The organism is Rhodoferax koreense (assembly GCF_001955695.1).
GTDB classification, from domain to species: Bacteria; Pseudomonadota; Gammaproteobacteria; order Burkholderiales; family Burkholderiaceae_C; genus Rhodoferax_B; species Rhodoferax_B koreensis.
On record NZ_CP019236.1, the window covers coordinates 3,829,918 to 3,854,637 of the forward strand.

Annotated in this window: 23 protein-coding genes and 1 pseudogene; 10 read left to right on the forward strand and 14 right to left on the reverse strand. The window is 67.4% G+C overall.

The window, feature by feature from the left end:
* The first annotated feature begins 11 nt into the window (after nt 1-11).
* Nucleotides 12-962 (forward strand): hypothetical protein, encoded by a 951-nt coding sequence (locus RD110_RS17735; protein WP_076200740.1) that lies wholly within the window; start codon nt 12-14, stop codon nt 960-962.
* Nucleotides 959-2,680, forward strand: coding sequence for a single-stranded-DNA-specific exonuclease RecJ (gene recJ / locus RD110_RS17740; protein WP_076200741.1), 1,722 nt, complete (start codon nt 959-961; stop codon nt 2,678-2,680). Before RD110_RS17735 ends, recJ begins: the two co-directional genes overlap by 4 nt.
* Here the strand turns inward: recJ and RD110_RS17745 are convergent.
* On the reverse strand, nt 2,619-3,368 hold the full coding sequence (locus RD110_RS17745) for an anti-sigma factor family protein (protein ID WP_076200743.1): 750 nt from the start codon (nt 3,366-3,368) through the stop codon (nt 2,619-2,621). The genes recJ and RD110_RS17745 overlap by 62 nt on opposite strands.
* Nucleotides 3,369-3,445: 77 nt before the next feature.
* A complete protein-coding gene (locus RD110_RS17750) occupies nt 3,446-4,012 on the reverse strand; it encodes a sigma-70 family RNA polymerase sigma factor (protein WP_239467061.1) in 567 nt (188 codons plus the stop codon).
* A 211-nt stretch (nt 4,013-4,223) separates the two neighbouring features.
* Between RD110_RS17750 and RD110_RS17755 the strand changes: the two genes are divergently transcribed.
* Nucleotides 4,224-5,477, forward strand: coding sequence for a YVTN family beta-propeller repeat protein (locus RD110_RS17755; protein ID WP_083686331.1), 1,254 nt, complete (start codon nt 4,224-4,226; stop codon nt 5,475-5,477).
* Between the two features lie 42 nt (nt 5,478-5,519).
* Here the strand turns inward: RD110_RS17755 and RD110_RS17760 are convergent, their stop codons facing one another.
* From RD110_RS17760 to RD110_RS17790, 7 genes are all read right to left on the reverse strand, one after another.
* Nucleotides 5,520-7,313, reverse strand: a complete 1,794-nt coding sequence (locus tag RD110_RS17760) for a methyl-accepting chemotaxis protein (RefSeq protein ID WP_076200746.1) — start codon at nt 7,311-7,313, stop codon at nt 5,520-5,522.
* A gap of 78 nt (nt 7,314-7,391) precedes the next feature.
* The gene (locus RD110_RS17765; RefSeq protein WP_076200748.1) at nt 7,392-7,946 is read right to left on the reverse strand and encodes an NYN domain-containing protein; all 555 of its coding nucleotides are present in this window, start codon (nt 7,944-7,946) and stop codon (nt 7,392-7,394) included.
* A gap of 27 nt (nt 7,947-7,973) precedes the next feature.
* The gene (gene gloA2 / locus RD110_RS17770; RefSeq protein ID WP_076200750.1) at nt 7,974-8,357 is read right to left on the reverse strand and encodes an SMU1112c/YaeR family gloxylase I-like metalloprotein; all 384 of its coding nucleotides are present in this window, start codon (nt 8,355-8,357) and stop codon (nt 7,974-7,976) included.
* A gap of 10 nt (nt 8,358-8,367) precedes the next feature.
* Nucleotides 8,368-8,976: a 3'-5' exonuclease gene (locus tag RD110_RS17775; RefSeq protein WP_076200751.1), complete on the reverse strand. Its 609-nt coding sequence runs from the start codon at nt 8,974-8,976 to the stop codon at nt 8,368-8,370.
* 403 nt (nt 8,977-9,379) lie between these two features.
* Nucleotides 9,380-11,023 carry an MFS transporter gene (locus RD110_RS17780; RefSeq protein ID WP_083686332.1) on the reverse strand — a complete coding sequence of 548 codons (1,644 nt, stop codon included), beginning with the start codon at nt 11,021-11,023 and terminating at the stop codon, nt 9,380-9,382.
* Between the two features lie 45 nt (nt 11,024-11,068).
* Nucleotides 11,069-11,809, reverse strand: coding sequence for a LytR/AlgR family response regulator transcription factor (locus RD110_RS17785; RefSeq protein ID WP_076200753.1), 741 nt, complete (start codon nt 11,807-11,809; stop codon nt 11,069-11,071).
* Nucleotides 11,810-11,935: 126 nt separating this feature from the next.
* Nucleotides 11,936-13,006: a sensor histidine kinase gene (locus RD110_RS17790; RefSeq protein ID WP_076200755.1), complete on the reverse strand. Its 1,071-nt coding sequence runs from the start codon at nt 13,004-13,006 to the stop codon at nt 11,936-11,938.
* Between the two features lie 111 nt (nt 13,007-13,117).
* Here RD110_RS17790 and argH point away from each other — a divergent pair, with 111 nt between their 5' ends.
* From argH to RD110_RS28640, 4 genes and pseudogenes are all read left to right on the forward strand, one after another.
* On the forward strand, nt 13,118-14,518 hold the full coding sequence (argH, locus tag RD110_RS17795; RefSeq protein ID WP_076200756.1) for an argininosuccinate lyase: 1,401 nt from the start codon (nt 13,118-13,120) through the stop codon (nt 14,516-14,518).
* 418 nt (nt 14,519-14,936) lie between these two features.
* Nucleotides 14,937-15,188 (forward strand): annotated as a pseudogene (locus tag RD110_RS28965) (Bug family tripartite tricarboxylate transporter substrate binding protein); the annotation flags it as partial.
* 79 nt (nt 15,189-15,267) lie between these two features.
* Entirely contained in the window at nt 15,268-15,852 is a 585-nt protein-coding gene (locus RD110_RS28860; RefSeq protein ID WP_275425853.1) for a Bug family tripartite tricarboxylate transporter substrate binding protein, read from the forward strand.
* A gap of 2 nt (nt 15,853-15,854) precedes the next feature.
* Nucleotides 15,855-16,853 (forward strand): substrate-binding domain-containing protein, encoded by a 999-nt coding sequence (locus RD110_RS28640; protein ID WP_076200758.1) that lies wholly within the window; start codon nt 15,855-15,857, stop codon nt 16,851-16,853.
* 69 nt (nt 16,854-16,922) lie between these two features.
* On the opposite strand, the gene RD110_RS17810 is transcribed toward RD110_RS28640, so the two are convergent.
* Nucleotides 16,923-17,258, reverse strand: coding sequence for a DUF1330 domain-containing protein (locus RD110_RS17810; RefSeq protein ID WP_394329418.1), 336 nt, complete (start codon nt 17,256-17,258; stop codon nt 16,923-16,925).
* A 107-nt stretch (nt 17,259-17,365) separates the two neighbouring features.
* Entirely contained in the window at nt 17,366-18,916 is a 1,551-nt protein-coding gene (locus tag RD110_RS17815; RefSeq protein WP_076200759.1) for a methyl-accepting chemotaxis protein, read from the reverse strand.
* A 179-nt stretch (nt 18,917-19,095) separates the two neighbouring features.
* Between RD110_RS17815 and RD110_RS17820 the strand changes: the two genes are divergently transcribed.
* The 3 genes from RD110_RS17820 to RD110_RS17830 are packed head-to-tail and all read left to right on the forward strand — an operon-like array spanning nt 19,096 to nt 21,772.
* Entirely contained in the window at nt 19,096-19,791 is a 696-nt protein-coding gene (locus tag RD110_RS17820) for a response regulator (protein ID WP_076205209.1), read from the forward strand.
* Nucleotides 19,788-21,146, forward strand: a complete 1,359-nt coding sequence (locus RD110_RS17825) for an ATP-binding protein (RefSeq protein ID WP_076200761.1) — start codon at nt 19,788-19,790, stop codon at nt 21,144-21,146. Before RD110_RS17820 ends, RD110_RS17825 begins: the two co-directional genes overlap by 4 nt.
* Nucleotides 21,147-21,196: 50 nt before the next feature.
* Nucleotides 21,197-21,772 (forward strand): GbsR/MarR family transcriptional regulator, encoded by a 576-nt coding sequence (locus RD110_RS17830; protein WP_076200762.1) that lies wholly within the window; start codon nt 21,197-21,199, stop codon nt 21,770-21,772.
* An 18-nt stretch (nt 21,773-21,790) separates the two neighbouring features.
* Here the strand turns inward: RD110_RS17830 and cydX are convergent, their stop codons facing one another.
* Genes cydX through RD110_RS17845 form a run of 3 tightly spaced genes read right to left on the reverse strand, consistent with a single transcriptional unit; the run spans nt 21,791 to nt 24,714 of the window.
* The gene (gene cydX, locus RD110_RS17835) at nt 21,791-21,937 is read right to left on the reverse strand and encodes a cytochrome bd-I oxidase subunit CydX (RefSeq protein WP_076200764.1); all 147 of its coding nucleotides are present in this window, start codon (nt 21,935-21,937) and stop codon (nt 21,791-21,793) included.
* A 14-nt stretch (nt 21,938-21,951) separates the two neighbouring features.
* On the reverse strand, nt 21,952-23,106 hold the full coding sequence (gene cydB, locus RD110_RS17840) for a cytochrome d ubiquinol oxidase subunit II (protein ID WP_076200765.1): 1,155 nt from the start codon (nt 23,104-23,106) through the stop codon (nt 21,952-21,954).
* A 6-nt stretch (nt 23,107-23,112) separates the two neighbouring features.
* Nucleotides 23,113-24,714, reverse strand: a complete 1,602-nt coding sequence (locus tag RD110_RS17845) for a cytochrome ubiquinol oxidase subunit I (RefSeq protein ID WP_076200767.1) — start codon at nt 24,712-24,714, stop codon at nt 23,113-23,115.
* Nucleotides 24,715-24,720: the final 6 nt, after the last annotated feature.

Consider the following 24,720-nt stretch of genomic DNA (forward strand, 5'->3'; position numbering starts at 1 on the left):
ACAATACCCGCATGTCAGACACACCCCATTTGGTGATTCCCTTCGCAGCGGCCGAATTAGGTCGGCCGGCCCTGTCCTCGCTGCAACTGCCCAATCTCGAGAAACTGCTGGCCCGGCTGGCGCCCGGCCCGACCGACAAGGGCTCCGAAGAAAGCCTCACCCCCCCGCACGAACGCGTGCTGGCGCACGCCCAGGGCCTCGCCTCACCCGACGGGCTGCTGCCCTGGGCCGCGCTCGAAGCCGGCCGCCTCGGCTTGGCCGGCGCGGCGGATGGCGCCTGGGCCATCGTCACGCCTTGCCACTGGGAGATGGCCTCGGCCCATGTGGACATGGACGATCCGGACGGCCTGCGACTCACGGAAGCCGAATCGCGCACGCTGCTGGCCGCCATGCAAACCTATTTCGAGGAGGACGGCATCGCCTTGTTTTATGTGACGCCCACCACCTGGCTGGCGCGCGGCGAGTGGTTCCGCGGCCTGGCCACGGCCTCGCTCGACCGCGTGGCCGGCCGGCGGGTGGACGACTGGATGCCCAGGGCCGAGCAGGCACGCGGCCTGCGCCGGCTGCAGAACGAGATGCAGATGCTGCTCTACACCCATGCGGTGAACGACGAACGCGGCGCTCGCGGGCTGGCGCCGGTGAATTCGTTCTGGGTCAGTGGGACGGGCGATAGCCCTGCATCACCATCGCGGGGAAACGAGCCCAAAACCATCGCGCCGCGCGGACTGGCCGAAGCGGTGCGTCGCAACGACGGGCCGGGCTGGATGGCGACCTGGCAGCACATCGACGCCACCGACTGCGCGGCGCTGCTGCAGCGACTCGATCAAAAAAAGCCGGTGCAACTCACGCTCTGCGGCGAAAACCATGCGCGCAGCTTCACCAGCACCGGCCTCGGCCTGCGCCAGCGGATTGCAAGCCTTTTAAGCCCCACGCGCTTGCTGACTGTGCTGGAGTCGCTATGAAAATCACAGCACGCGACATCCCGCCGCGCGCTGTCTGGGCGCTGCAGCAGGCCGGCATCCATCCGCTTTTGGCGCAGCTTTATGCCGCGCGCGGTGTGCTCGGCCAGGAAGAGCTCGACGACGCGCTGCACCGGCTCTTGCCGCCTTCCGGCATGAAGGGCATGGCGGCGGCCGCGGCGCTGCTGGCCGATGCCATCCAGGCCGACCGCCGCATCTGCATCGTCGCCGACTACGACTGCGACGGCGCCACCGCCTGCGCGGTTGGCGTGCGCGGCCTGCGCCTCCTGGGCGCAAAACACGTGAGCTACATCGTGCCGGACCGCGTGGTCGACGGCTACGGCCTGACCGCGCCGATCGCGCGCCGCGTGAAGGACGCCGGCGCCGACCTGCTGGTCACCGTGGACAACGGCATCGCCAGCGTCGAGGGCGTGGCCACGGCGCGCGCGCTCGGCCTGCAGGTGCTGGTGACCGACCACCACCTGCCCGGCCCCGAGCTGCCGGATGCCGAAGTCATCGTCAACCCGAACCAGCCCGGCTGCACCTTCGAGAGCAAGGCCATGGCCGGCGTGGGGGTGATGTTCTACGTGCTGCTGGCGGCCCGCGCCGAACTGCGCGCACGCGAGGTATTCACGAGTGCCGATCAGCCGAAGCTCGACGTGCTGCTGCCGCTCGTCGCGCTCGGCACCGTGGCCGACGTGGTGAAACTCGACACCAACAACCGCCGCCTCGTGGCCCAGGGGCTCAAGCGCATCCGCGCCGGCGCCATGCCCGCCGGCGTGAACGCACTGTTCGTCGCGGCCGGCCGCAAGGCCGCCGTGGCCACCACCTTCGACTTCGGCTTCGCGCTCGGCCCACGCATCAATGCCGCGGGCCGCCTCTCGGACATGACGCTCGGCATCGAATGCCTGCTGACCGACGACCCGGCCCAGGCCCAGGCGCTGGCGCAGACGCTGGACGGCATCAACCGCGAGCGGCGCGACATCGAGGGCGGCATGCGCGAGCAGGCGATGCAGGTCTGCGAATCTCTGTTCGGCCGTGAAGACGGCGACGGCGAAACACCCCCGGCCGTCTGCGTGTTCGACCCGGACTTCCACGAAGGCGTGGTCGGCATCGTGGCCTCGCGTCTCAAGGACCGCTTCCACCGCCCCACCTTCGTCTTTGCCGCCAGCCAGGCGCCCGGCAAGGAACACGAGCTCAAGGGCTCGGGCCGCTCCATCCCCGGTTTCCACCTGCGCGACGCGCTCGACCTGGTGGCCAAGCGCCACCCCGGCGTGCTGCTGCGCTTCGGCGGCCACGCCATGGCGGCCGGCTGCACCATCGACGCGGACCGCCTCGACGAATTTGAACAGGGCCTGACCCAGGTGGCCCAGGAATGGCTGGACGCCGCCACCCTCACCCGCCGCCTGGACACCGACGGCCCGCTGGCCCCCGAATACCGGCGCGCCGAACTCGTCGACGTGCTGCACCGCGAAGTCTGGGGCCAGGGTTTCGCGCCGCCGACCTTCAGCGAGGAGCTCGAGGTGGTGTCGCAGCGCCTGGTCGGCGAAAAGCACCTGTCGCTCAAGCTCAAGCACCAGGGGCAGCCGGTGGATGGCATCTGGTTCGGCCATACCGAGGCGCTGCCCTCGAAGGTGACGCTGGCGTTCCGGCTCGATGTCAACGAGTGGCAGGGGCAGCGCCGGGTGCAGTTCCTGGTGGAGGGGGCGGCGGAGGATTAGCCGCGGGCGCCGCGATGCCGGCCTGCACCAGTGTCGCGAAAGTCTGCAGTTCGGCCGCATCCATGTCGGAGACGGCCGAGAGCCGCATGCCCGCCTGCACCCATTCGACGATATGGTAGCCCTGGCGCGTGCTGCGCACCGGCGCCGAAGCCGCGCCCGCCGGCGCCGGCCAGACGAACAGGTTGACCACGTGCCGGCCAGGCCTGTAGACCAGGGCCGCCACCGGCCGGCCGTCGATGTAGTCGAGCCTGCCGCCCGACAACGGGAATCCCTGCGCGGCCAGGTCGACGACGGGCGGGGAGAAGTCGAGCTTGCCGGAAAACCACGGTTTGACCGTATGGCGATCGGTGGAGGCCACGTCGATCAGGTGGTCGGCCATCAGCGAGCGCAGATGGCTGGCCAGCACCTGCTCGCCCGTGCCGTCCGGCGGCACCACCAGTACGACGCTGGCCACCAACCAAGCGGTGGCCGCGCCCGCGCCGTAGAGCGCAACGGCCTGCCACCACCGGGCCCATCTCGATCCTGCAGCACGCACTTTCCCTCCTCGCGCCGGCACGGGCGGCTCTGCCGAGCCTGGCGTGTTCTGCAGCCGCCGGTGCAGGCGTTCGGCCAGGTCCGGCGCGGGCGCGTGCCTCAGCGCCTGGGCTCGGATCAACTCGCCCAGGGCGAGATCTTCGGGGCTGTCCATGTCAGTGGCGCCCGGCCGCCCGAAGACACTGATACGCCCCCTCGGGGGGAAGCGATGAGCGTGACGATTGTTTCATTTCAGCGCCTTTCATGCGGGTTCACCTGCGACTCGATCGGCCCTTCGTCCTGCAGCGACTGGCGCAGCAGCGCGCGGGCGCGCGACAGCCGGGACATCACCGTACCCACGGGCACCCCGACGACGCGCGCCATTTCCTCATAGGACATTTCCTCCAGTTCGCGCAGCACGATCATCTCGCGCAGCGCCGGCGCCAGCGCGGCGATGGCGGCATTCACGCGCCGGCTCTGGCTGTGCTGCGCGTACAGCACGGCGGGGTCGGCCGGCGCAGCCTGCACCGCCGCGCCGCCATGGTCTGCGTAGTCGCCGAACTCGTCGAAGGGCAACTGGCCGTCGAAATGCCGCTGCGCGCGCATCCAGTCGAAACACGCGTTGCGCACGATGCCGAGCAGCCAGGGCCGGGCGTCGTCGCCGCGCAGGTCCTGGAAGAACCGGAACGCGCGCAGGTAGGCCTCCTGCACCACGTCGTCCGCGTTGTGGTCGTCGCGCAGCAGCCAGCGCGCCAGGTTGTAGGCGGCGGGCAGATGGGGCATGGCGATGGCTTCGAACCGGTCGGCGGGATGGGTCAAGGAATAAGGTCTTCTGGTCGGGGGCTGCGCGCCATCATCCCACGATGGGTTGTTCGAACCATCCCTGCACGACGCACGCGGGGCCGGTTTTATTCCAATCCCGAGCGTGTTGCCAGGGCAACGCAGGCGACGGGAATAAGTGCTCGGCCGGCGGCGTCATGCAGGGGTGCCGGCCGTCGGCTGGCGCGCCCTTCAAACTCCAGAGGATGCCATGACCAGAATCCATTTTCCACTCCATCGACGCCGCTGGCTCGCCCCGGTGGCCGCCCTCGTGCTGGCCGGACTGATCGGCCCGGCGCAGGCCGCCGGCCCCAAGGCCTACGTGGGTAACTTCAAGGACAACACCGTGAGCGTGCTGGACATCGCGGGCGGCACCGTGCTGTCCACCCTGCCCGTGTCGGCCGGGCCGGACGGGCTGGTGGCCGCGCCCGGCGGCGGCCCGGTGTTCGTCAGCGGCTCCAGCGCCAGCACCGTGGACGTGATCGACAGCGCCAGCGACACCCTGGCGCGCAAGGTCGAGGTCGGCCAGGGCCCGCAGGGCCTGGCACTCACGCCGGACGGCAAGTACGTGCTGGTGGCGGTCAACGGCGAGGACCGTGTGGCCTGGATCGACGTGGCTTCGCGCCTGGTCGCCGCCACGTTGGCCGTGCCCAAGCCGCACACCATCGCCATCCATCCGGACGGCGGCGTGGCCTATGTGGCCTCGCAGGCGCCGGGGCATTTCGCGCTGGTGGCGATCGACCTGCGCAGCCGCGAGGTGACCGGCCACGTGGCACTGGACAAGCCGCCGCGCGACCTGGAATTCAGTGCCGACGGCAAGGCGCTGTACGTGACGCTGGCCGGCGTGGCCGCGGTGCAGGAAGTGGACACCGGGCAGAACCGCATCGTGGCGCAGATTCCGACCGGCATCTCGCCGCACCTGGCCCAGCACTTCGCCCGCATGCCCTTCGGCGTGGTGGTGGTGCAGGGGCCGGGCGAGGTGCAGTTGTTCGATCCGGCGAGCCGCCAGCCGCTGCGCAGCGTCAAGGTGGGGCAGCAGCCGCATTGGATGGACCGCGGCGAAGAGGACAACCAGCTGCTGGTGAGCAACGAGGGCTCGGACAGCGTCAGCATCGTGGACCTGGCCTCCGGCCAGACGCGGACCGTGGCGGTGGGCCACGCACCGCGCAAGATCGCAGTGCAGCACGCCGGCGCCCATGTCTCGAGCCACGAGGTCTCGATCGCCAACTTCGCGTTCCAGCCGGCGCAGATCACGGTGGCGCCCGGCCAGCGCGTGACCTGGACGAACCGCGACGGCGCCCCCCACGGCGTGGCCTTCGCAGACCGGTCGCCCGGCCAGGACCTGCTTCTGCCCGGGAAGAGCTTCAGCCGTGTCTTCGACGCGCCGGGGGTGTACGACTACGCCTGCTCCGTTCACCCGTACATGACCGGGAAGGTGGTGGTGCGGGCGCCCTCGGGCTCGTGAGGCGCAGGGCCGGCGCTCCCGGCGCGGCGATGGGAAGACCGTTCAGAAACTTTCCCAGTCGCCTTCGGCCGTTGCCGAAGCCTGGGCCGGCGCGGCGGCCTTCGGCGTCGGCGCGGCGGCGGTGAGCTTGCGCTGCGGTGCTGCCACGGCCTGGGGCCTTGGCGACGCGGGCCGGGGCACCGCGGATCCGGCCGCTTTCACGGCAGGCACCGTGCGCGCCGGCGCTGGCACGGCCGCCGCACGGGCGGGCGCGGACGCCGGAGCGCGGTAGCTTGCGGGCGCAGCCGTGACCGCACCCACGTTGAACACCGACACCACCTGCGAGAGGCGCTGCGCCTGATCGCGCAGTCCCGCGGCCGCGGCGGCAGACTCCTCCACCAGCGCGGCGTTCTGCTGCGTCATCTGGTCGAGGTTGGTCACGGCCTGGTTGACCTGGCCGATGCCGTCGCGCTGCTCGGTGGACGAGGCGCTGATCTCGCCGATCAGGTCGCTCACGCGGCGCACGCTGCTGACGATCTCGCCCATGGATTCGCCGGCCTGCGCCACCTGCTGCGTACCGGCTTCCACCGTCTGGCCGGAAGCACTGATGAGCAGCTTGATTTCCTTCGCGGCTTCGGCCGAGCGTTGCGCGAGGCTGCGCACTTCGGCGGCCACCACGGCGAAGCCGCGGCCCTGCTCGCCCGCGCGTGCGGCCTCGACCGCCGCGTTCAGCGCCAGGATGTTGGTCTGGAAGGCGATGCCGTCGATGGTGCCGATGATGTCGCCGATCTTGCGCGAGGCTTCGCTGATGTCCTGCATGCTGCCTACCACCAGGCCCACGACTTCGCCGCCGCGCGTGGCGGCCTGGGCGGCGCTGGCGGCCAGCTGGTTGGCCTGGCGAGCGGTATCGGCCGACTGCGTGACCGTGCTGGTGAGCTGCTCCATGCTGGCCGCGGTCTGCTGCAGGTTGGCGGCCGTCTGCTCGGTGCGCGAGGACAGGTCCTGGTTGCCGTTGGCGATCTCCACCGACGCGGTCGACACCGATTCCACGCCGCTGCGCACTTCGGAGACCAGGCCGCGCAGCTTGCCGACCATCTCCGACATGGCCCGCAGCAATCGGCCGAACTCATCCTTGCGGTCGGACTGGACGGAAAGCGTCAGGTCGCCGGCCGTGATGGCATCGGCCACTTCCACCGCACGCTGCAGCGGCTGAACGATCGAGCGCACCAGAAACACCGCCAAAAAGACCCCCAGCGCAAACACCGCCGCGATGCTGATGCGTGCCACCAGCACGACGTTGTCGCCCTCCTCGACAGCGGCTCGCTTCGCCTGGTCGCGCTGCTGAACCTGGAGATCGACGTATTTGTCGATGGCCGAGAGGTAGGCCTGCGCGCGCGGCATGTAGTCCGTGTCCATGAAGGCCTGCGCCGCGACAGGGTCGTGCGCGTCCTTCACCTGTTTGACCTTGTCGCCCACGCCGCGGATGCTGGCGCGGGTGGAGGCCACCAGGGCCAAAGCCTCCTTGTCGGCTGGCGTGACGGCGGTCTTGTTGATTTTTTCCTGGATCGGCGTGATCTTCGCGGTCAGTCCGGCCACGCGTTTCTCCATCTCTCGCGCCATCGCCTCGTCGGTGGTCGTGACCGTGAGCACATTGAGGCTCACCGCCATGTCGGCCATGCCGCGCCAGGTGACTGCCGTGGTGATGGAGTCCTCGAATTGGGCCACCTGTTGCTGGGTGTGCTCCGCCACCTGTTGCGTTCTGGCCCAAACCCAGACGGTGACGGTCAACATTGCCAGCAACAGGCCCAGGATGGCAACCCACAACTTGTAGGCCACCCGCATGTCGTTAAATTTCATGATTGCTTTGAAGAGTTATGAATGGACGAAATGGAAGCGCGGCGGTTCCAAAACTCCGCGCCTCAGGCCGTAATGTAACTATTTGTCAATTGCAGCTTGCATTTCTTCCAGCCAGAGCACCTTGTCCGCGTAACACTGCAGGTCGACGGACAACGTCGTCTGCGCCCCGTTGAGCCAGATTTCCTTGCGCAGGTCCGACTTGACGTAGTTGATCGCATCTTCGAAATCCCCATCGCCGGCCGACAGGATCAGCCGGTCATACACACCTTGCGTGGCCAGCTTGATCATGAGCGTGGCGATGGCGACGTCCACGCCCTTTTGCACATGGCGGTCGAAGTTCGTCCCGCAGGATGGGCAACGGTTGTGCTGGTCCTTGAGCTTGTACATCTGGACCCGCATCTGCGGGCCTTTGGGTGCGGCCGACTTGATCCAGGTGTGGAAGGCGCTCTGCGCTTCGGCCGTCGGGTCGATGGCGGCGTTGAGGTAGTAGCTCTCGTACAGCGGGCCGCCGTTTTGCCGCACCAGTTCGTTCTTGAGCTTGAGGTAATCGAAACCCGCGCCACGCGAACGGCCGTAGTTGTAGAGGTAAGCGGCGTCGGCGATCCAGACGGTTTTCGGGTGGGAGATGGACATTGTTGGCAGGCTGGTAAAACAGGCGCACTAGGCTTCGTAGAGCTCCAGCGGCAGGCCGTCGGGATCGGCGAAGAAGGTGAAGCGCCGGCCGGTGAACTCATCGACCCGCACCGGCTCGACATCGACGCCGAAACCCTGCAGCCGCGCGACGGCGGCATCCAGGTCGGCCACGGCGAAGGCCAGGTGGCGCAGGCCGCAGGCTTCGGGCCGCGAGGGCCGGGGCGGCGGCGCGGGGAAAGAGAACAGTTCGATCTGCGAGCCGTCGGGCAGGGCCAGGTCGAGCTTCATCGACCGGCGTTCGGCGCGCAGGTTCTCGGCGACCACGCGCAGGCCCAGCACCTCGGTGTAGAAGCGACGCGAGACGGCGTAGTCGGCGCAGATGATGGCGGCGTGGTGCAGGCGCAGCAGCATGGCACCGCCCTCAGGACGCTTGCGCGCCGGACTGCAGCGCGTGGAACACACACATCGCGGCATAGGCGTCGTTGGCCGCGTAGAGGATCTGCGCCGGCGTGAGCTGGCGTGCGGCCCAGTTGGAGGTCGCGGCCTTCTTCGACTTGCTGAAACGTTCGCCGAACATCACCGCCACCGCGGCCTTCACACCGAGTTCCTTGCGGTAGCCCTGGCGGCGGAACAGGGTGTCGATGTCGACCACCGCGTTCGGCGCCGCACCGAACTTGGCGGCGATCTGCTTCACGTCCGAGGCCAGGCCGAAGCCGGCCTTGGTCACCGACCGGGAGGCCAGCACGGCGCCAGCCACGGCGCGGCAGGCCGGATCGTGCAGCTGGAACACGTAGGCCTTGGTCAGGCTGGCGAACTGCACGATGTGCGGACCTTCCGAGGTTTCGTTGCGCACGAAGGTCGGCTTGGATTCGGTGTCGAAGCCCAGCACGGTCTGGCCGCGCAGTTCAGCATCGGCCAATTCGGCATCGCGCGCGGTGGCCACGAGCCAGACATCGGGCATGGTCAGGCTCGGGAAAGGCGGCAGCAGTGCAATGGCTTCCTTCTCGGGGGCTTGCAGCCTATCGTTCATCGGTGGACCTCCACGCCGGTCGAGCCGAGGCTGTCGAAGCCAGAACCAAGCCCTTCGACAGGCTCAGGGCGAACGGGAAAAGCGCCTCTCTCCGTTCGTGCTGAGCCTGTTGAAGCAGCCGAACCAAGCCCTTCGACGGGCTCAGGGCGAACGGGAAAAGAGGCCCTCTCCGTTCGTGCTGAGACTGTCGAAGCACACGAGCCAAGCCCTTCGACGGGCTCAGGGCGAACGGGGAAAGAGGCCCTCTCCGTTCGTGCTGAGCCTGTCGAAGCACATGAGCCAGGGCCCTTCGGCAAACTCGAGCCCAACGGGAACAAGTCAACACCCCGTTCGTACTGAGCCTGTCGAAGTACATGTGATGAACCCCAGCGCGCAGGCGCCTGGTATCGGCAAGGAAAAGCTTTCATCGTTCCGCCAGATAGTGTTGCATGGTCACCGTCACGCCCGGCGCCAGGAACGAACGCACATGGGCCTCCAGTTCCTGGTCGGCCAGGGTGGCGCGGGCGCGCTGGTGCAGGTAGTCGGCCCAGGAGGTGACGATGAAACGTTCGACGAACCGCGAGGGGTCCGCCAGGTCGCGGTAGATGCGCCAGAAGGTGGCACCGTCGCGCCGTCGCGGCGCGCGCAGGTGGCTCACGGCCTCGAGGAAGGCGGCCGATTCGCCGCTGCGGATCTTGTAGGCCATCTCCACCGCAACGGGGCCGGCCTCGGGCGCGGGGGCGTCCTTGATGAACAGCTCTTCCCACTGCGTGGCCTGCGGCACCTGGGTGATCTCGGTCTTCTCGCCCATGCGCAGCGGAAAAGGCCGCGCCAGCAGCAGCCCGCAACCCATGGCCAAGGCGGCCAGGCAGAGCGCGAAATCCAGGCCGAAGATGTCGGACAGCGCGCCCCAGAACGCCGAGCCCAGCGCGAAGGAGCCGAGCGCGCACAAGGTGTGCATGGCCAGTGCGCGGGCCCGCACCCAGGGCGGCACGCTGGTCTGCGTGGCGGTGTTGAAGGTCGACATCACCGCCATCCAGGCCGCGCCGCCGCACACCAGGGCCAGGTACACCAAGGGCGCCCAGTGCGAGAACGCCGCAATCACCATCACCGTGGCGAACACCACGCAGCCGGTGCCGACGATGGCCTCCAGCCCGAAGCGCAGCCGCAGCCGGCCGATCACCAGGCCGACCAGCACCGCGCCGGTGCCCAGGCAGCCCATGAGCAGGCCGTAGCCGGCCGCGCCCAGGTTCAACTGCTTGGCGCCGATCACCGGCAGCAGCGCCCACAGCGCCGAACCCGCACCGCTGTAGGCGACGGTGCGCACCAGTTGCGCCAGCACGGTGTGCGAATGCCAGGCGAAACGCAGCGCACTGAGCATGCCGCCCCAAAGGCGCTCGGCCGGCAGGCGCGACGGCGGATGCGGCCGCGGCGGCCAGCGCTGGATGGACCACAACATCGCCAGCGTGCTGCCCACGGCGAGCGCGAAGTTCCAGGCCCCGCCGAACGCCGAGAACACCACGCCGGCCAGCGCCGGGCCGACCGCGCGCGCGGCGTTGTAGGCGATCGAGACCACGGTAATGGCCAACGGCAACTCCTCGCGCGGCACGGAATCGGCGATGGATGAATTCCAGGCGGGCGACAGCAGCGCGGTGCAACTGCCGGCCACGAAGATGAAGAACAGCAGCGTGGCCGCACCGCCCACGCCGGAGAGCAGCAGCAGCGCCAGCAGGGTGCCGGTCACGGCCTGCACCACCAGCGCGATCTGGATCAGCCGGCGCCGGTCGGTGATGTCGGCCAGCACGCCGGCCGGCAGCGACAGCAGGAACATCGGCAGGAACACCGCCGTCTGCACCAGCGCGGCCAGGAAGGACGAGCCGGTGAGTTCCACCATCATCCAGGCGGCGGCCATGGTCTGCATGGCGTTGCCGATGAAGTAGACCGCGCCCGCACCCCACAGCCCGCGAAACGACGCGTGGCGCAGCGTGGTCCAGATCGAGGTCGGCGCTGCCGATGTCGACGGCGACGAAGGTGGCAATGGCGGCTTCAGCACGGCCCCATTGTCCATGGTTGCGCTACCGTCCCGGGTCGGACTGCACCCTGTTTTTTTGAATCAGCCGCCGATCGCGATGGCTTCGCGCACCGTCGCGAGCTGCCGGCGCGACACCATCAAGGCCTCTTCGAGTCCCTGCAGCCGCACGGCCCAACCCTCGCCGTCCTCGGCATCGAAGCTTTTTTCCAGCGCCCGCATGGCGCGGCGGGCCACCAGCGCGTTACGGTGGATCCGCACAAAGACGCCCGCATGGCGCGCCTCGAGCTCGCTCAGCGAGCCATCGAAGATGTAGCTGCGCGCGGCGGTGCGCACGGTGATGTACTTGAGCTCGGCCTTCAGGTAGAGCACCTCGGACAGCGGCACCCGCTCCGTGCGGCCGCGGTCGTGGATCACCAGGGCTTCCTCGGTCAAATCGTGCTCTGGCGCCGTCCGCAGCTGCGCCGACCGCTCCACTTTTTGTAGCGCAGCCTGCAGCCGTTCGAGGCGCACGGGCTTGGTCAGGTAGTCCACGGCCTCCAGCTCGAAGGCCTGCACCGCATGGTCCGCGTGCGCGGTGACGAAGACCACGGCCGGCGGCTGCGGCAGCGCCTTGAGGCTCTGCGCAAGCTGCATGCCGTCCGCACCGGGCATGTGGATGTCGAGCAGCACCAGGTCGAAAGGCTGCTGCCGCAACAGCGCCAGCGCCTCGTCCGCCGTGGCGGCCTCGGCGCCGACCTCGGCCGAAGCGCAGTCGCCCAGCAGCGTGCGCAGCCGCGAACGCGCCAGGCTCTCATCGTCGACGATCAACACCCGTAGAGTCATAACGCCATCATGCTACAACCGGTTCCTTCCAGAAACACCGTGGAACCGGCTTCGCCGGGCCACTGGTGTTGCCCCCTGCAAGGGGGTGGGCGCGACACGCAGTGCGCAACTTGGGGGTGTTCCACATCAAGCGGGGACTTCGATGCGCACCTGGTACACGCCATCCTTGAATTGCGCCTGGAACCGCCCCTGCACATCATGGAGCAGATTCAGCCGGTCGCGCACATTGTCCTGCGCCAGGCCGTGACCCGGCGCGCCGGGGCCGGCCGGCACGGTGTTGGCCACCTTGATGACGACGATGCCGCCGCGCCGCTCGGTGGAGATGCGCAGCTCCGCCCCGGCCGCGCTCGGCTCCACGCCGTGTTTGACCGCGTTCTCCACCAGCGGCTGAAGCAGCAGCGGCGGCAGCCGCGCCTGGTCCGCCGCCGGGTCGAGCGCCCAGGTGACGTGCAGCCGATCGCCGAAACGCACCTGCTCGATCGACAGGTAACGCTCGGCCAACTGCACCTCCTGCGCCAGCGTGACCGCTTCGCCGCGGTCCACCAGGGCATGGCGGAACAGGTCGCTCAGGTCCTCCAGCAGGGCCTCGGCCTTGGCCGGCTCGGCGCGCACCAGGGCGATGGCGCTGTTGAGCGTGTTGAACAGGAAGTGCGGCTGGATGCGCGCCTGCAGTTCCTCGAGCCGCGCGGTGGTGGCCGCCGGCGCCTGGGCGCGCGCGCGCAGCAGCAGCCCGGCCACCACCAGCGCCGCCAGCAGCGCGCCGGCGGCCGCGCTGGCCAGCCAGGGTGCAGGTTCCGCGAAACCGGTGAAATTGATGAGGGCCAGCATGCCGCAGCCGTAGAGCCCGGCCAGCGCGCCGATGGCCACGCCGGCCAGGTGCTGCCAGCCGCGCGGCAGCCGCGCCAGCGGGCGCTTGAGGCTGCACGCGGCGATGAGCCAGGTGAGCGTGGCCGGCAGCGCGCCGCCGGTCAGCAGGGACAGCCGGGTCAGCCATTCGAGGAAATTCGCGCTGCCGAACATCGCACCCACCCCCACGGCCGTCTCCACGAACAGGACCGCGCGCAGGATCACGCCGGCGCGGCAGGCGTCGAACACCAGCGCGCGTGCCGGCACGGGCGATGGCGCACGCGCCGCAGCCGCCTCGGCCGAATTCGCCGGCAGGTCCTGGAAGGCCGATAAAATTTGCGGTTCTTTCATGCGGTGGAAGATGTTGTCAAGGTCGCCGGGAGCGATGCCCGATTATGGGGACGCCGGCACGATTCCCCGCATGCGCTTCGGCGTCCATCTTTTTCTTTTGCAAAGCCTCTCATGTCCACAAACCAACTCGACAAAAAATCCGAAGCCTGGTCGGCGCTGTTTTCCGAACCCATGAGCGAGTTGGTCAAGCGCTACACCTCCAGTGTGTTCTTCGACAAGCGCCTGTGGCAGGCCGACATCGCCGGCAGTCTGGCGCACGCCGACATGCTGGCGGCGCAGAAGATCATCGGCGCGGCCGACCTGGCCTCGATCCAGAAGGGCCTGGCTCAGGTCACGGCCGAGATCGAATCCGGCGCCTTCGAATGGAAGCTCGATCTGGAGGACGTGCACCTCAACATCGAGGCGCGGCTCACGCAGCTCGTGGGCGACGCCGGTAAGCGGCTGCACACCGGCCGCAGCCGCAACGACCAGGTGGCCACCGACGTGCGCCTCTGGCTGCGCGGCGAGATCGACGGGATCGGCGAACTGCTGGTGGCGCTGCAGACCGCCCTGCTCGACCTGGCCGAGAAGAACGTGGAGGTGATCCTGCCCGGCTTCACCCACTTGCAGGTGGCGCAGCCGGTGAGCTTCGGCCACCACATGCTGGCCTATGTGGAGATGTTCAGCCGCGACGCCGAACGCATGCTCGATGTGCGCCGCCGCGTGAACCGCCTGCCGCTGGGCGCCGCGGCGCTGGCCGGCACCAGCTATCCGCTGGACCGCGAACGTGTGGCCAAGACGCTGGGCATGGAAGGGGTGTGCCAGAACAGTCTGGACGCCGTGAGCGACCGCGACTTCGCCATCGAATTCACTGCCGCCGCCAGCCTGGCCATGGTGCACGTCAGCCGCCTGAGTGAAGAGCTGGTGTTGTGGATGAGCCAGAGCTTCGGCTTCATCGACATCGCCGACCGCTTCTGCACCGGCTCATCGATCATGCCGCAGAAGAAGAACCCCGACGTGCCCGAACTCGCACGCGGCAAGACCGGCCGCGTGGTCGGCCACCTGATGGGCCTGATCACGCTGATGAAGGGCCAGCCCCTGGCCTACAACAAGGACAACCAGGAAGACAAGGAGCCGCTGTTCGACACGGTGGACACCCTGAAGGACACGCTGCGCATCTTCGCCGAGATGATGGGCGGCATCACCACCAAGCCCGAAGCCATGGAAGCCGCGGTGCGCCGCGGTTATGCCACCGCCACCGACCTGGCCGACTACCTGGTGAAGAAGGGCCTGCCCTTCCGCGACGCCCACGAAGTGGTGGCCCACGCCGTGAAGTCGGCGATCTCGCACCAGGTGGATCTGTCCGAACTGCCGCTGGCGGTGCTGCAGGGCTTCCACCCCTCGATCGAGAAGGACGTGTTCGACGTGATGAGCCTGCGCGGCTCGCTGAACGCGCGCAACGTGCTGGGCGGCACCGCGCCGGCCCAGGTGAAGGCGCAGATTGCGCGGCACCGCACGCGGCTGGCGGGCTGACTTGGTATTGTCCCTTCTCCCACGCGCGGGAGAGGGTCAGGGCGAGCGTCGCCGCGCAGTATTCGAAAACGCAATACTGGCTATCGCCCAATCCGCTTGTCACCATAACCGGTGAGGCAGAAAATCGAATGCATGCGTTATCCAGCGTCATTCACAGCGTCATTCATTCGGACTCCCGCACCCGCTGCGCCGGCCAGCTTCTGCCCTGAAGTTATCGCTTCGCGCCCGGCAACCCATCGATAGAGGCAGCGATCAACACGCTGTGGAAATCGCTGCCGTTCAGCGCCATGGCCCATCACGGCTCGAATACTCGAACGACATCCAGGAGACATCAATGGAGAAGAAATCATGGGCGAGGCGCAGTGCGATCATGGCGATCCTGTCGCCTTTCGCGCTACTGCAGCCCGGCGCCAGCGCCATGGCACAAGGCGCCCAGGACTACCCGAACCGGCCGATACGCATCGTGGTTCCCTATCCGCCGGGCGGTGGCAACGATACGCTGGGACGCCTGGTTGCCCAAAGGCTTTCGTCCGAATTGCATCAGCCGGTGATCGTCGAAAACCGGGCCGGCGCTGGCGGCAATCTCGGCACGGAACTTGTCGCCAAGGCCAAGCCGGACGGCTACACCCTGACGCTGGGTTTTGTCGCCAACATGGCGATGACGCCGAGCCTGGGCAAGGTCGGGTACGACCCGCTCAAGGACTTCGCGCCCATCAGCATGGTGGCGCAGGCCCTACCAGATCCTCGTGGTGAACCCCGATGTCCCGGCGAAGACGGTTCCGGAACTCATCGCATTGGCAAAGGCCCAGCCGAACAAACTCAACTACGCGTCCGGTGGCAACGGCTCGCCGCTTCATCTGGTGGGCGAGCTGTTCAAGATGGTGACCAAAACAGATATCCAGCATGTCCCGTACAAGGGCAGCAGCCCGGCGGCGGCAGCGGTCATCGGTGGGGAAGCGCAGATGGTGTTCGGCGGCGTCGTGTCCACCATTCCGTTCGTTCAGTCGGGCCGGTTGAGGGCCCTGGCCGTGACTTCGCCCCGTCGCCTCGATGTGATTCCCGACGTTCCGACGCTCAGCGAACTCGGTGTCAAAGGCGTCGAAGCAAGTTCCTGGTACGGGCTCTACGCACCAGCCGGTACACCTGCGCCAGTCATCGAGAAGCTGAACGGTGTCATGGTCAGCCTGGCAGCCGACAAGGATTACCGCGATCAACTGAGCAAACACGGCCAGGAAGCGCTGGCCAGCACGCCGTCCGAACTGTCGGAGTTCACCCGACAGGAATTCGCGCGGTGGACCAAGGTCATCAAGACGGCAGACATCAAACCGGACTGAGCATGAATCCACTCTCTCTTACCCTGGCCCTCGGGCACTATGACCACACCCGTGACGTCACGGACGGCACCGTTCCGGTCGAAGGCGTCGCGTTGCGCACCCTGCATCTTCCGATCGAAGAAATCTTCTACCGGTTCACGCTGCACCGTGAGTGGGACATCTCGGAAATGTCCATGGGCAAATACATCGCGCTACGGGCGCAGGACGATCCGACGGTCTGGGCCTTGCCGATCTTCATCTCGAGAGCTTTCCGCCACTCCATGTTTTATGTGCGCGACGGCGGCTCGGTGAAACGCCCGGAAGACCTGGTCGGCAAAACCATCGGCGTGCCGGAATGGGCACAAACCGCAGGCATCTATGGCCGCGGCTGGCTCAGCGATTACCTGGGCATCGACCTGACCAGGATTCGCTGGGTGCAAGCGGGTGTCAACCAGGCCGGGCGCAAGGAAAAGGTGGCCCTGCATCTTCCTGACGGCCTGAGCTACACCCCGGTGCCGGACAAGTCGCTGGACCAGATGCTCATGGACGGCGAAATCGATGCTGTCATGTCGGCCCGGCCACCGACATCGCTCGGCAAAGGCCTATCGCGCCTGATGGACAACTATCAGGAACTCGAGGAGCAGTATTTCAAGGAAACCAGTATTTTCCCGATCATGCACGGACTCGTCCTGCGCGGCGATGTGATGTCTGCCCACCCCTGGGTCGCCATGAACCTGGTCAAGTCATTCGCCCTAGCCAAGAAGAACTCGATCGAGCGGCTGTCGGACGTGACGGCCAGCCATGCACCGCTGGCCTGGCTACCGGACTACACGTCGCGGATGGAAAAGGTGTTCGGGGAAGACTGGTTCCCTTATGGCGTCGACAACAGCCAGGGCGGATCGATCAACCGGGCAACGCTGGCCGCATTCTGCAAGTTCGGCTTCGAGCAGGGCATCTGCGCCCGCCGCCTGGCCGTCGACGAGCTGTTCCCGAAGAATGTGGCAGGAAGCTTCAAGGTTTGACCCTGCCCATCCCTCGTCAGAGAAGCAGCGTCTGCCGATCCTCAACCGCGAATCCCAGACGCCTCTTGCTCAAACCCCTTCGACGATACGAATCTCACGCTCTGCGCCATCGCCCAGCGCAGCCAGCGCGGCCTGGTATTCAGGGCTGTCGTGCGCGGCCATGGCTTGTTCGACGCTGTCGAACTCGATCAGCACCGTGCGTTGCATCAGGCCTTGTTCGTAGACCTTGGCCGGTTCGCCACGCGCGAGGAAGCGGGCGCCGTTGGCCGTGAGCGCCGGGCCGGCCAGCTTCGCATAAGCGGCAAGTTTTTCGGCATCGTTGACCGCGCGATACGCGCTGACCCAGTAGGCTTTTGGCATTTGAATTTTCTCTGTGGTGGGATGGAAGAAGTAGAAGGCGACCATGCCGTCTGACTTGATTTGCAGCCGGCCTTTGGCCGACAGCGGCCATCCTAGCAGGCGCCGCGCAAGCGCACTCGCCCGCTGCGGGAAAGGGAGCGATATCGGTCCACTCAGCCCTGCCGGAACACGTTCACCGCCTCCACCAGCCGTTGCGCCTGCTGCTGCAGGCTCGTGGCCGCGGCGGCGCTCTGCTCCACCAGCGCCGCGTTCTGCTGCGTGATCTGGTCCAGGTGCGCCACGGCGTCGCCGACCTGGCTCACGCCTTCGCTCTGCTGCTGCGTTGCTTCGCTGATGTCGCCGATCAGCTGGGACACCTGCCGCACCTGGGTGACGATGTTGTTGATGCTCTCGCCCGCGTCGGCCACCAGCTTGGAGCCCGACTCGACCTTCTCCACGCTGGCACCGATCAGCTGCTTGATCTCCTTGGCGGCCTCGGCACTGCGTCCGGCGAGCGCCCGCACCTCGCTGGCGACCACGGCGAAGCCGCGGCCCTGTTCGCCGGCGCGCGCGGCTTCCACCGCGGCGTTCAACGCCAGGATGTTGGTCTGGAAGGCGATGCTGTCGATCACGCCGATGATGTCGGCGATCTTGCGCGAACTCTGCGTGATGTCGCCCATCGTCGAGGTCACGCCCGCCATCACCTCCCCCCCCTGGCTGGCCGCGTGGCTGGCCGAGCCCGCGAGACGGGTCGCCTCGCGCGTGGTGTCGGCGTTGTTCTTCACGCTGGCCGTCATCTGCGTCATCGAGGCCGCCGTCTGCTCCACGCTCGCGGCCGACTGCTCGGTGCGCGAGCTCAGGTCGTTGTTGCCCTGCGCGATCTCGTCGATGGCGGTCTGCACGTTGCTCACCTGCTGCGCCACGTCGTCGATGAGCCAGCGGAACATCAGACCAAGCTGGTTGATCGAGCGCAGCGTCATGCCGATCTCGTCGACCCGGCCCAGTTCCAGCCCCTGCTGGCTGCGGCCGGAGGCCACGTCGAGCGCCTGGCGAAGCACCCGCTCCAGCGGTGTGGCGATCTGCACCTCGAGCCACCAGCTGGCCAGCGCAGCGGTCACCACCAAGCCGCTGATCGATTCGGCCAAGGCGGCGCCGCGCAGACCGAACACCGCCGACAGGCCGGCGCCGACCGCCGCCAGCGCCGCCAGCGCCAGCCGGATGCGCCAGCGCACCGACATGCGCTGGGTCAACGCGGTCCAGCCCATCAGGCCGGTGCGGATGACCAGACCCTTGTGGAACGCGCGGTTGCCGGCCTTGCCCTCCCGGAATTCCTTGTAGACCTTTTCGGCGCCGTCGATCTCGCTGCGGCTGGCCTTGGTGCGCACCGACATGAAGCCGGCCACTGCGCCGTTGCGCACCACCGGCACGGCGTTGGCCCGCACCCAGTAGTGGTCGCCGTTCTTGCGGCGGTTCTTCACCAGCGCGGTCCAGGGCTCGCCGCCCTTGAGTGTCTTCCACATGTCGGCGAAGGCCTGGGTCGGCATGTCGGGATGGCGCACGAGGTTGTGGGGCTGGCCCTGGATCTCGTCGCGCTCGAAACCGCTGACTTCGACGAAGGCCGCGTTCGCGTAGTCGATGTGGCTTTGTGTGTCGGTGGTGGACATCAGGGTTGCGTTGTCCGGGAACTCATACTCACGCTGGGTCACAGGCAGGTTGGTGCGCATCGGCAATCCCTCATGTAAATGGTTACAAATCTTATGAGATGACTTATAAAGATTACAAGAGGTCACACCCTGGAATACAGTACCAGATGATGCAGGTCAATCCGCGGCGTCAAACCGCTTAAGTCCGATCTAAGCCTGAACTCGCATAATTCGCGAGACCTACAAAACGGACCATGCGCATGCGCCTGCTGCTTGTCGAAGACGACGTGATGATCGGAGAAACCCTGCTGGACGTGCTGCGCGCCGAATCCTTCGCGGTCGACTGGGTGAAGGATGGCGAAATGGCCGATACCGCGCTGCAGTCCGAGCAATACGACATGGTGCTGCTCGACCTGGGCCTGCCCCGGCGCGACGGCTTGGCGGTGCTGCGTGCCATGCGCGCGCGCAAGGAGATCACGCCGGTGCTGGTGGCCACGGCGCGCGACGCGGTGGCCGAGCGCATCGCGGGGTTGGACGCCGGCGCGGACGACTACGTGGTCAAGCCCTACGACATCGACGAACTGCTGGCCCGCATCCGCGCCCTGGTGCGCCGCAGCCTGGGCCGCGCCGATTCGGTGGTCGAATACCAGGGCTTGCGGCTGAATCCCGTGACCCACGAGGCCACGCGCGAGGTCGTGCGCGATGGGCAGCGCCGCCATGAGGCGATCTCGCTGTCGGCCCGCGAATGGGCCGTGCTGGAGACGTTGATGGCCCGGCCCGGCGTGGTGTTCTCCCGCGCGCAGATCGAGGAGAAGCTCTACAGCTGGAAGGACGACGTGAGCAGCAACGCGGTCGAGGTCTACATCCACGGGCTGCGCAAGAAGCTCGGCGCCGAATTGATCCAGAACGTGCGCGGCCTGGGTTACGTGATGCCGAAGCCCGAGAACCAGCCATGACGCCGTCTCCGGGTTCGGCCACGCATTCTTTGCGCCGGCGGCTGCTGCTGTCGGTGATGACGGCCATCGTGCTCGCGGCGCTGTTCCAGGCCGTCTCGGCCTACCGTGGCGCGCTCAGGCAGGCCGACGAGATGTTCGACTACCACCTGCAGCAGATGGCGCTGTCGATGCGCGCGCGCATGCCGCAGGCGCCGAGCAAACCCGCGCCGCCACCCGTGCAGGAACACGATGACGCCACCAGCGCGGACAGCGACATCGACTACCTGGTGCAGATCTGGGGCGCGGACGGCATCCAGCTGTTCCGCTCCTCGCGTTCCGCGCTGCCCCCGCGTGCCGTGCTCGGTTTCTCCGACGTGGTGCAGGGCGGCACCACCTACCGCGTGTATTCGATCCAGACACCGTTCCAGACCATCCAGATCGCGCAGGACATGAGCGCGCGGCAGAGCCGTGCTCGCGCGCTGGCGCTGCGCGCCATGCTGCCGATGGCCCTCATCGCGCCGCTGTTGATGCTGGTGATCTGGGCCGTGATCCGGCAGTCGCTGTCGCCGCTGGAGCGCACGCGCCGCCAGGTCGCCGCGCGCACCGCCGAAGACTTGTCACCGCTGGCCGACAACGGCCTGCCCGACGAGGTGCGCCCGCTGGTGCAGGAGCTGAACCTGCTGTTCGATCGCATGCACACCGTGCTGCAGGCGCAGAAGGCCTTCGTCGCCAATGCGGCCCACGAACTGCGCACGCCGCTGACCGCCCTCAAGCTGCAGGCCCAGGCGCTGCACCGCGCGCCCGATGAGGCCACCCGCGACGTGGCCATCGGCCGGCTCAACCAGGGCATCGAAAGGTCGATCCGCATGATGAACCAGTTGCTGGCCCTGGCGCGGCAGGAAGGCAACGAGGCCGCGCCACTGCAGACGGTCGACCTCCGCCCGCTCACCCAGGCGATCGCCACCGAGATGCAAGGCCAGGCCCTGGCCCGCGGCATCGATTTGCGCGCGGCCGAAGGCCCCGCCGCCCCGGTGCGGGGTGACGCCGAAGCGCTGCGCATCCTGCTGCGCAACCTGCTGGAGAACGCCATCAAGTACACGCCCGAAGGCGGCAGCGTGCGGGTCGACGCGGCCAGCGAAGCCCGCATGACGCGCCTGGTGGTGGAAGATTCCGGCCCCGGCATCCCCGAGGCCGACCGTGAACGGGTGTTCGAGCGCTTCTACCGCAGCCCGGACGCCATGGCCGGCACCGGCGGCAGCGGCCTGGGCCTGTCGATCGTGAAGGCGATTGCGATGCAGCACGGCGCCACGACGGCGCTGGACGCCTCGCCCTCGCTCGGCGGGCTGCGGGCGACGGTGAACTTCGCCGCACCGTAATCCGGGGGAGCCAAGGCTTCAGTACTTACTGAAACCTCTACAATTCCTGTATGCCCACGCCACCCCGCCTGCCCGAACTCAACCGCCAATTCATCGCCCACTTCGGAGAGATGGGCAGTCGCTGGGGCATCAACCGCACGGTGGGGCAGATCTATGCGCTGCTGTTCATTGCCCAGAACGCCATGAATGCCGACGAGATCGCGGAGACGCTCGAGTTTTCCCGCTCCAACGTGAGCATGGGCCTGAAGGAGTTGCAGTCTTGGCGGCTGGTGCGGCTGCGGCACCAGGCGGGCGACCGGCGCGAGTATTTCGAGGCGCCGCAGGACGTATGGGAAATCTTTCGCGTGCTGGCCGAGGAGCGCCGGCGCCGCGAGATCGAGCCCACGCTGTCGATGTTGCGCATGGCCCTGCTCGAGGAACCGACCAGCGAGGCGGAACGCCACGCCCAGCAGCGCATGCGCGAGATGCACGACCTGATCGACCGGCTCATGAAGTGGTTCGACGACGTGCAGCGCCTGGCGCCGGAGACCGCGATGCAGCTCATGGGCATGGGTGCGACGGTTACTAAGGTGCTGACCTTGAAGGACCGGCTGACCGGCGGCAAGGGCAAGAAGCCGGCGGCCTGACCGCCAGGCCGGGCCGGCCTACAACTGTTCCGAAGTCTCGCCGCTCTGCTTGGCGAGCTTGCCCCGGCGCACCGCCTCGTCGTCCATCAGTTCGTACCACATCGCGTTGAGCACGGCGAAGGCGGCGGCCAGGGGCAGGCCGAGGATCCAGGAGAAGTACCACATGATTTTTCCTTTGTTCAGTAAGCGTGCGTGGTTTCGTTGCGGATCGCGTTTTCATCGACCTTGCCCCACAACACCTTGTAGACCCAACTCGTGTAGGCGACGATGATCGGCAGGAAGAAACACGTGACCGCCAGCATGATGAACAGCGTCAGATGGCTCGACGACGCGTCCCACACCGTGAGGCTGGCGCGCGGGTCGATCGACGAAGGCAGGATGAACGGGAACATGGACGCCCCGACGCTCAGCACGATGCCGGCGATGCCGAGCGCACTGCACAGCAGGGCCATGATCTCGCGCCGGAACCACAGGCCGACGAGCGCACCGAAAGCGCCCAGGAGGCCGCCGGCGGGCGCGGCGATGGTCCAGGCATGGGTCCGGTAGTTGACGAACCAGGCCCCGGCGCGCACCACCGCCGTCTTCAGCAGCGGATTCGAAGGGCCGAGCGGATCAACGACGCTGGTGATCGCATAACCCTGCACGCCGGCCCACAACCAGACGCCGGCACAGGCATACAGCACGATGGTCGCCAGCGCGGCGATCAGGCCGTAGCGGCGCGCGCGTTCGGCCACCGCGCCGCCGGCCTTGAGCAGCAGCCAGCCGCTGCCGTGCATCACCAGCATCGCCACCGACACCAGGCCGCACAACACCGCGAAGGGGTTGAGCAGGCCGAAGAAGCTGCCGTCGTAGAAGATGTGCATGTCGCCCGCCAGGCGGAACGGTACGCCCTGCAGCACATTCCCCACGGCCACGCCGCTGATCAATGCGGGAACGAAGCCGCAGAAGAACAGCACCCAGTCCCAGCGCGCGCGCCAGGCCGGGTCCTCGCGCTTGCTGCGGAACTTGAAAGCCACCGGGCGCAGGATCAGCGCCGTCAGAATGACGAACATCGCGAGGTAGAAGCCCGAGAACGACACCGCGTAGAGCTGCGGCCAGGCCGCGAAGATGGCGCCGCCGCCCAGGATCAGCCAGACCTGGTTGCCTTCCCACACCGGACCGACGCTGTTGATGATGACGCGCCGTTCGATGTCGGTGCGGCCGGCGAACGGCAGCAGCATGCCCGCGCCGAGATCGAAGCCGTCGGTCACGGCGAAAGCCACCAGCAGCACACCGATCAGGGCCCACCAGATGAGGCGCAGGGTGTCGTAGTTGAGGAGTTGATGCAGGATCATTTTGTTTTACTTCGCTGAAGCCAGTTTGCTCGGATTGAATGGGCGCACATGGCGCTGCTCGACGCCCTCGTCGGGATCGTGCTCGGCCGTGGGGCCGGTGCGGATGGCCTTGAGCATCAGCTTCACCTCGATGACCAGCAGCACGGTGTAGAGGGCGACGAAACCGGTCAGCGTGAGCAGCAGCGTCTTCACGCCCAGATTCGACACGGCCACGGCCGTGGGCAGCACACCTTCGATGACCCAGGGCTGGCGGCCGAATTCGGCCACCAGCCAGCCGGCCTCGATGGCCAGCCAGGGCAGCGGGATGGCCCAAACGGCCACCTTCAGCAGCCACTGGTAACGGTCGAGCATGCGGCGGGCCGACAGCACGAAGAAGGTGCCGGTCAGCAGGATCAGCAGCATGCCGATGCCCACCATCACGCGGAACAGCCAGAACAGCGGCGCCACCTGCGGCACCGTGTCCCAGGCCGCCTTGGCGATCTGCTCCGGCGTGGCCTGGCGCGGGTCGTCCACGTAGCGCTTGAGCAGCAGCGCGTAGCCGAGTTCGTGGCCGTTGTCCTCGAACTCGCCGCGCAGGTTGTCGGGCAGCTTCTCGCCGGCAGGCAGTGCACGGATCTTCTGCAGCGCGTCGTAGGCCTTGATGCCCTGGCGGATGCGCGCCTCGGCATGCACCACGAGTTCGTTGATGCCGGGGATCACGGTGTCGAGCGAACGTGTGCCGATCAGGCCCATCAGCGCCGGAATGTGGATGGCGTAATGGGTTTCGCGCGCCTCCTGGCTCGGAAAGCCGACCAGCGTGAAGGCGGCCGGCGCGGGCTGCGTCTCCCACATGCCCTCGATGGCGGCGAGCTTCATCTTCTGGTGTTCGGTGGAGAGGTAACCGCTTTCATCACCGAGCACCGCCACCGACAGCGCCGCGGCCAGGCCGAACGAGGCCGCCACCGTCATGGAACGCTTGGCCAGCGCCAGGTGCCTTCCCTTTAGCACGTACCAGGCCGACACGCCGAGCACGAACACCGACGCGCACACATACCCCGCCGACACGGTGTGCACGAACTTGGCCTGCGCCACGGGGTTGGTCAACACGGCGGCGAAGTCGGTCACCTCCATGCGCATGGTCTGCGGGTTGAAGGCCGAGCCCACGGGGTTCTGCATCCAACCATTGGCGATCAGGATCCACAGCGCCGAGAAGTTCGAGCCGATGGCCACGGCCCAGGTGGCGGCCAGGTGGCCGACCTTGCTGAGCTTGTCCCAGCCGAAGAAGAACAGGCCGACGAAGGTGGCCTCCAGGAAGAAGGCCATCAGCCCTTCGATGGCCAGCGGCGCGCCAAAGATGTCGCCCACGTAGTGGCTGTAGTAGCTCCAGTTCATGCCGAACTGGAACTCCATCACCACGCCGGTGGCCACACCCATCGCGAAGTTGATGCCGAAGAGCGTGCCCCAGAACTTCGTCATGTCGCGCCAGATCACGCGGCCGGTCATCACGTAGACCGTCTCCATGATGGCGATGATGATCGACAGCCCGAGGGTGAGCGGCACGAACAGGAAGTGATACAGCGCCGTGGCGGCGAACTGCAGCCTTGACAGGGACACGATGTCGAGTTCCATGGGGGG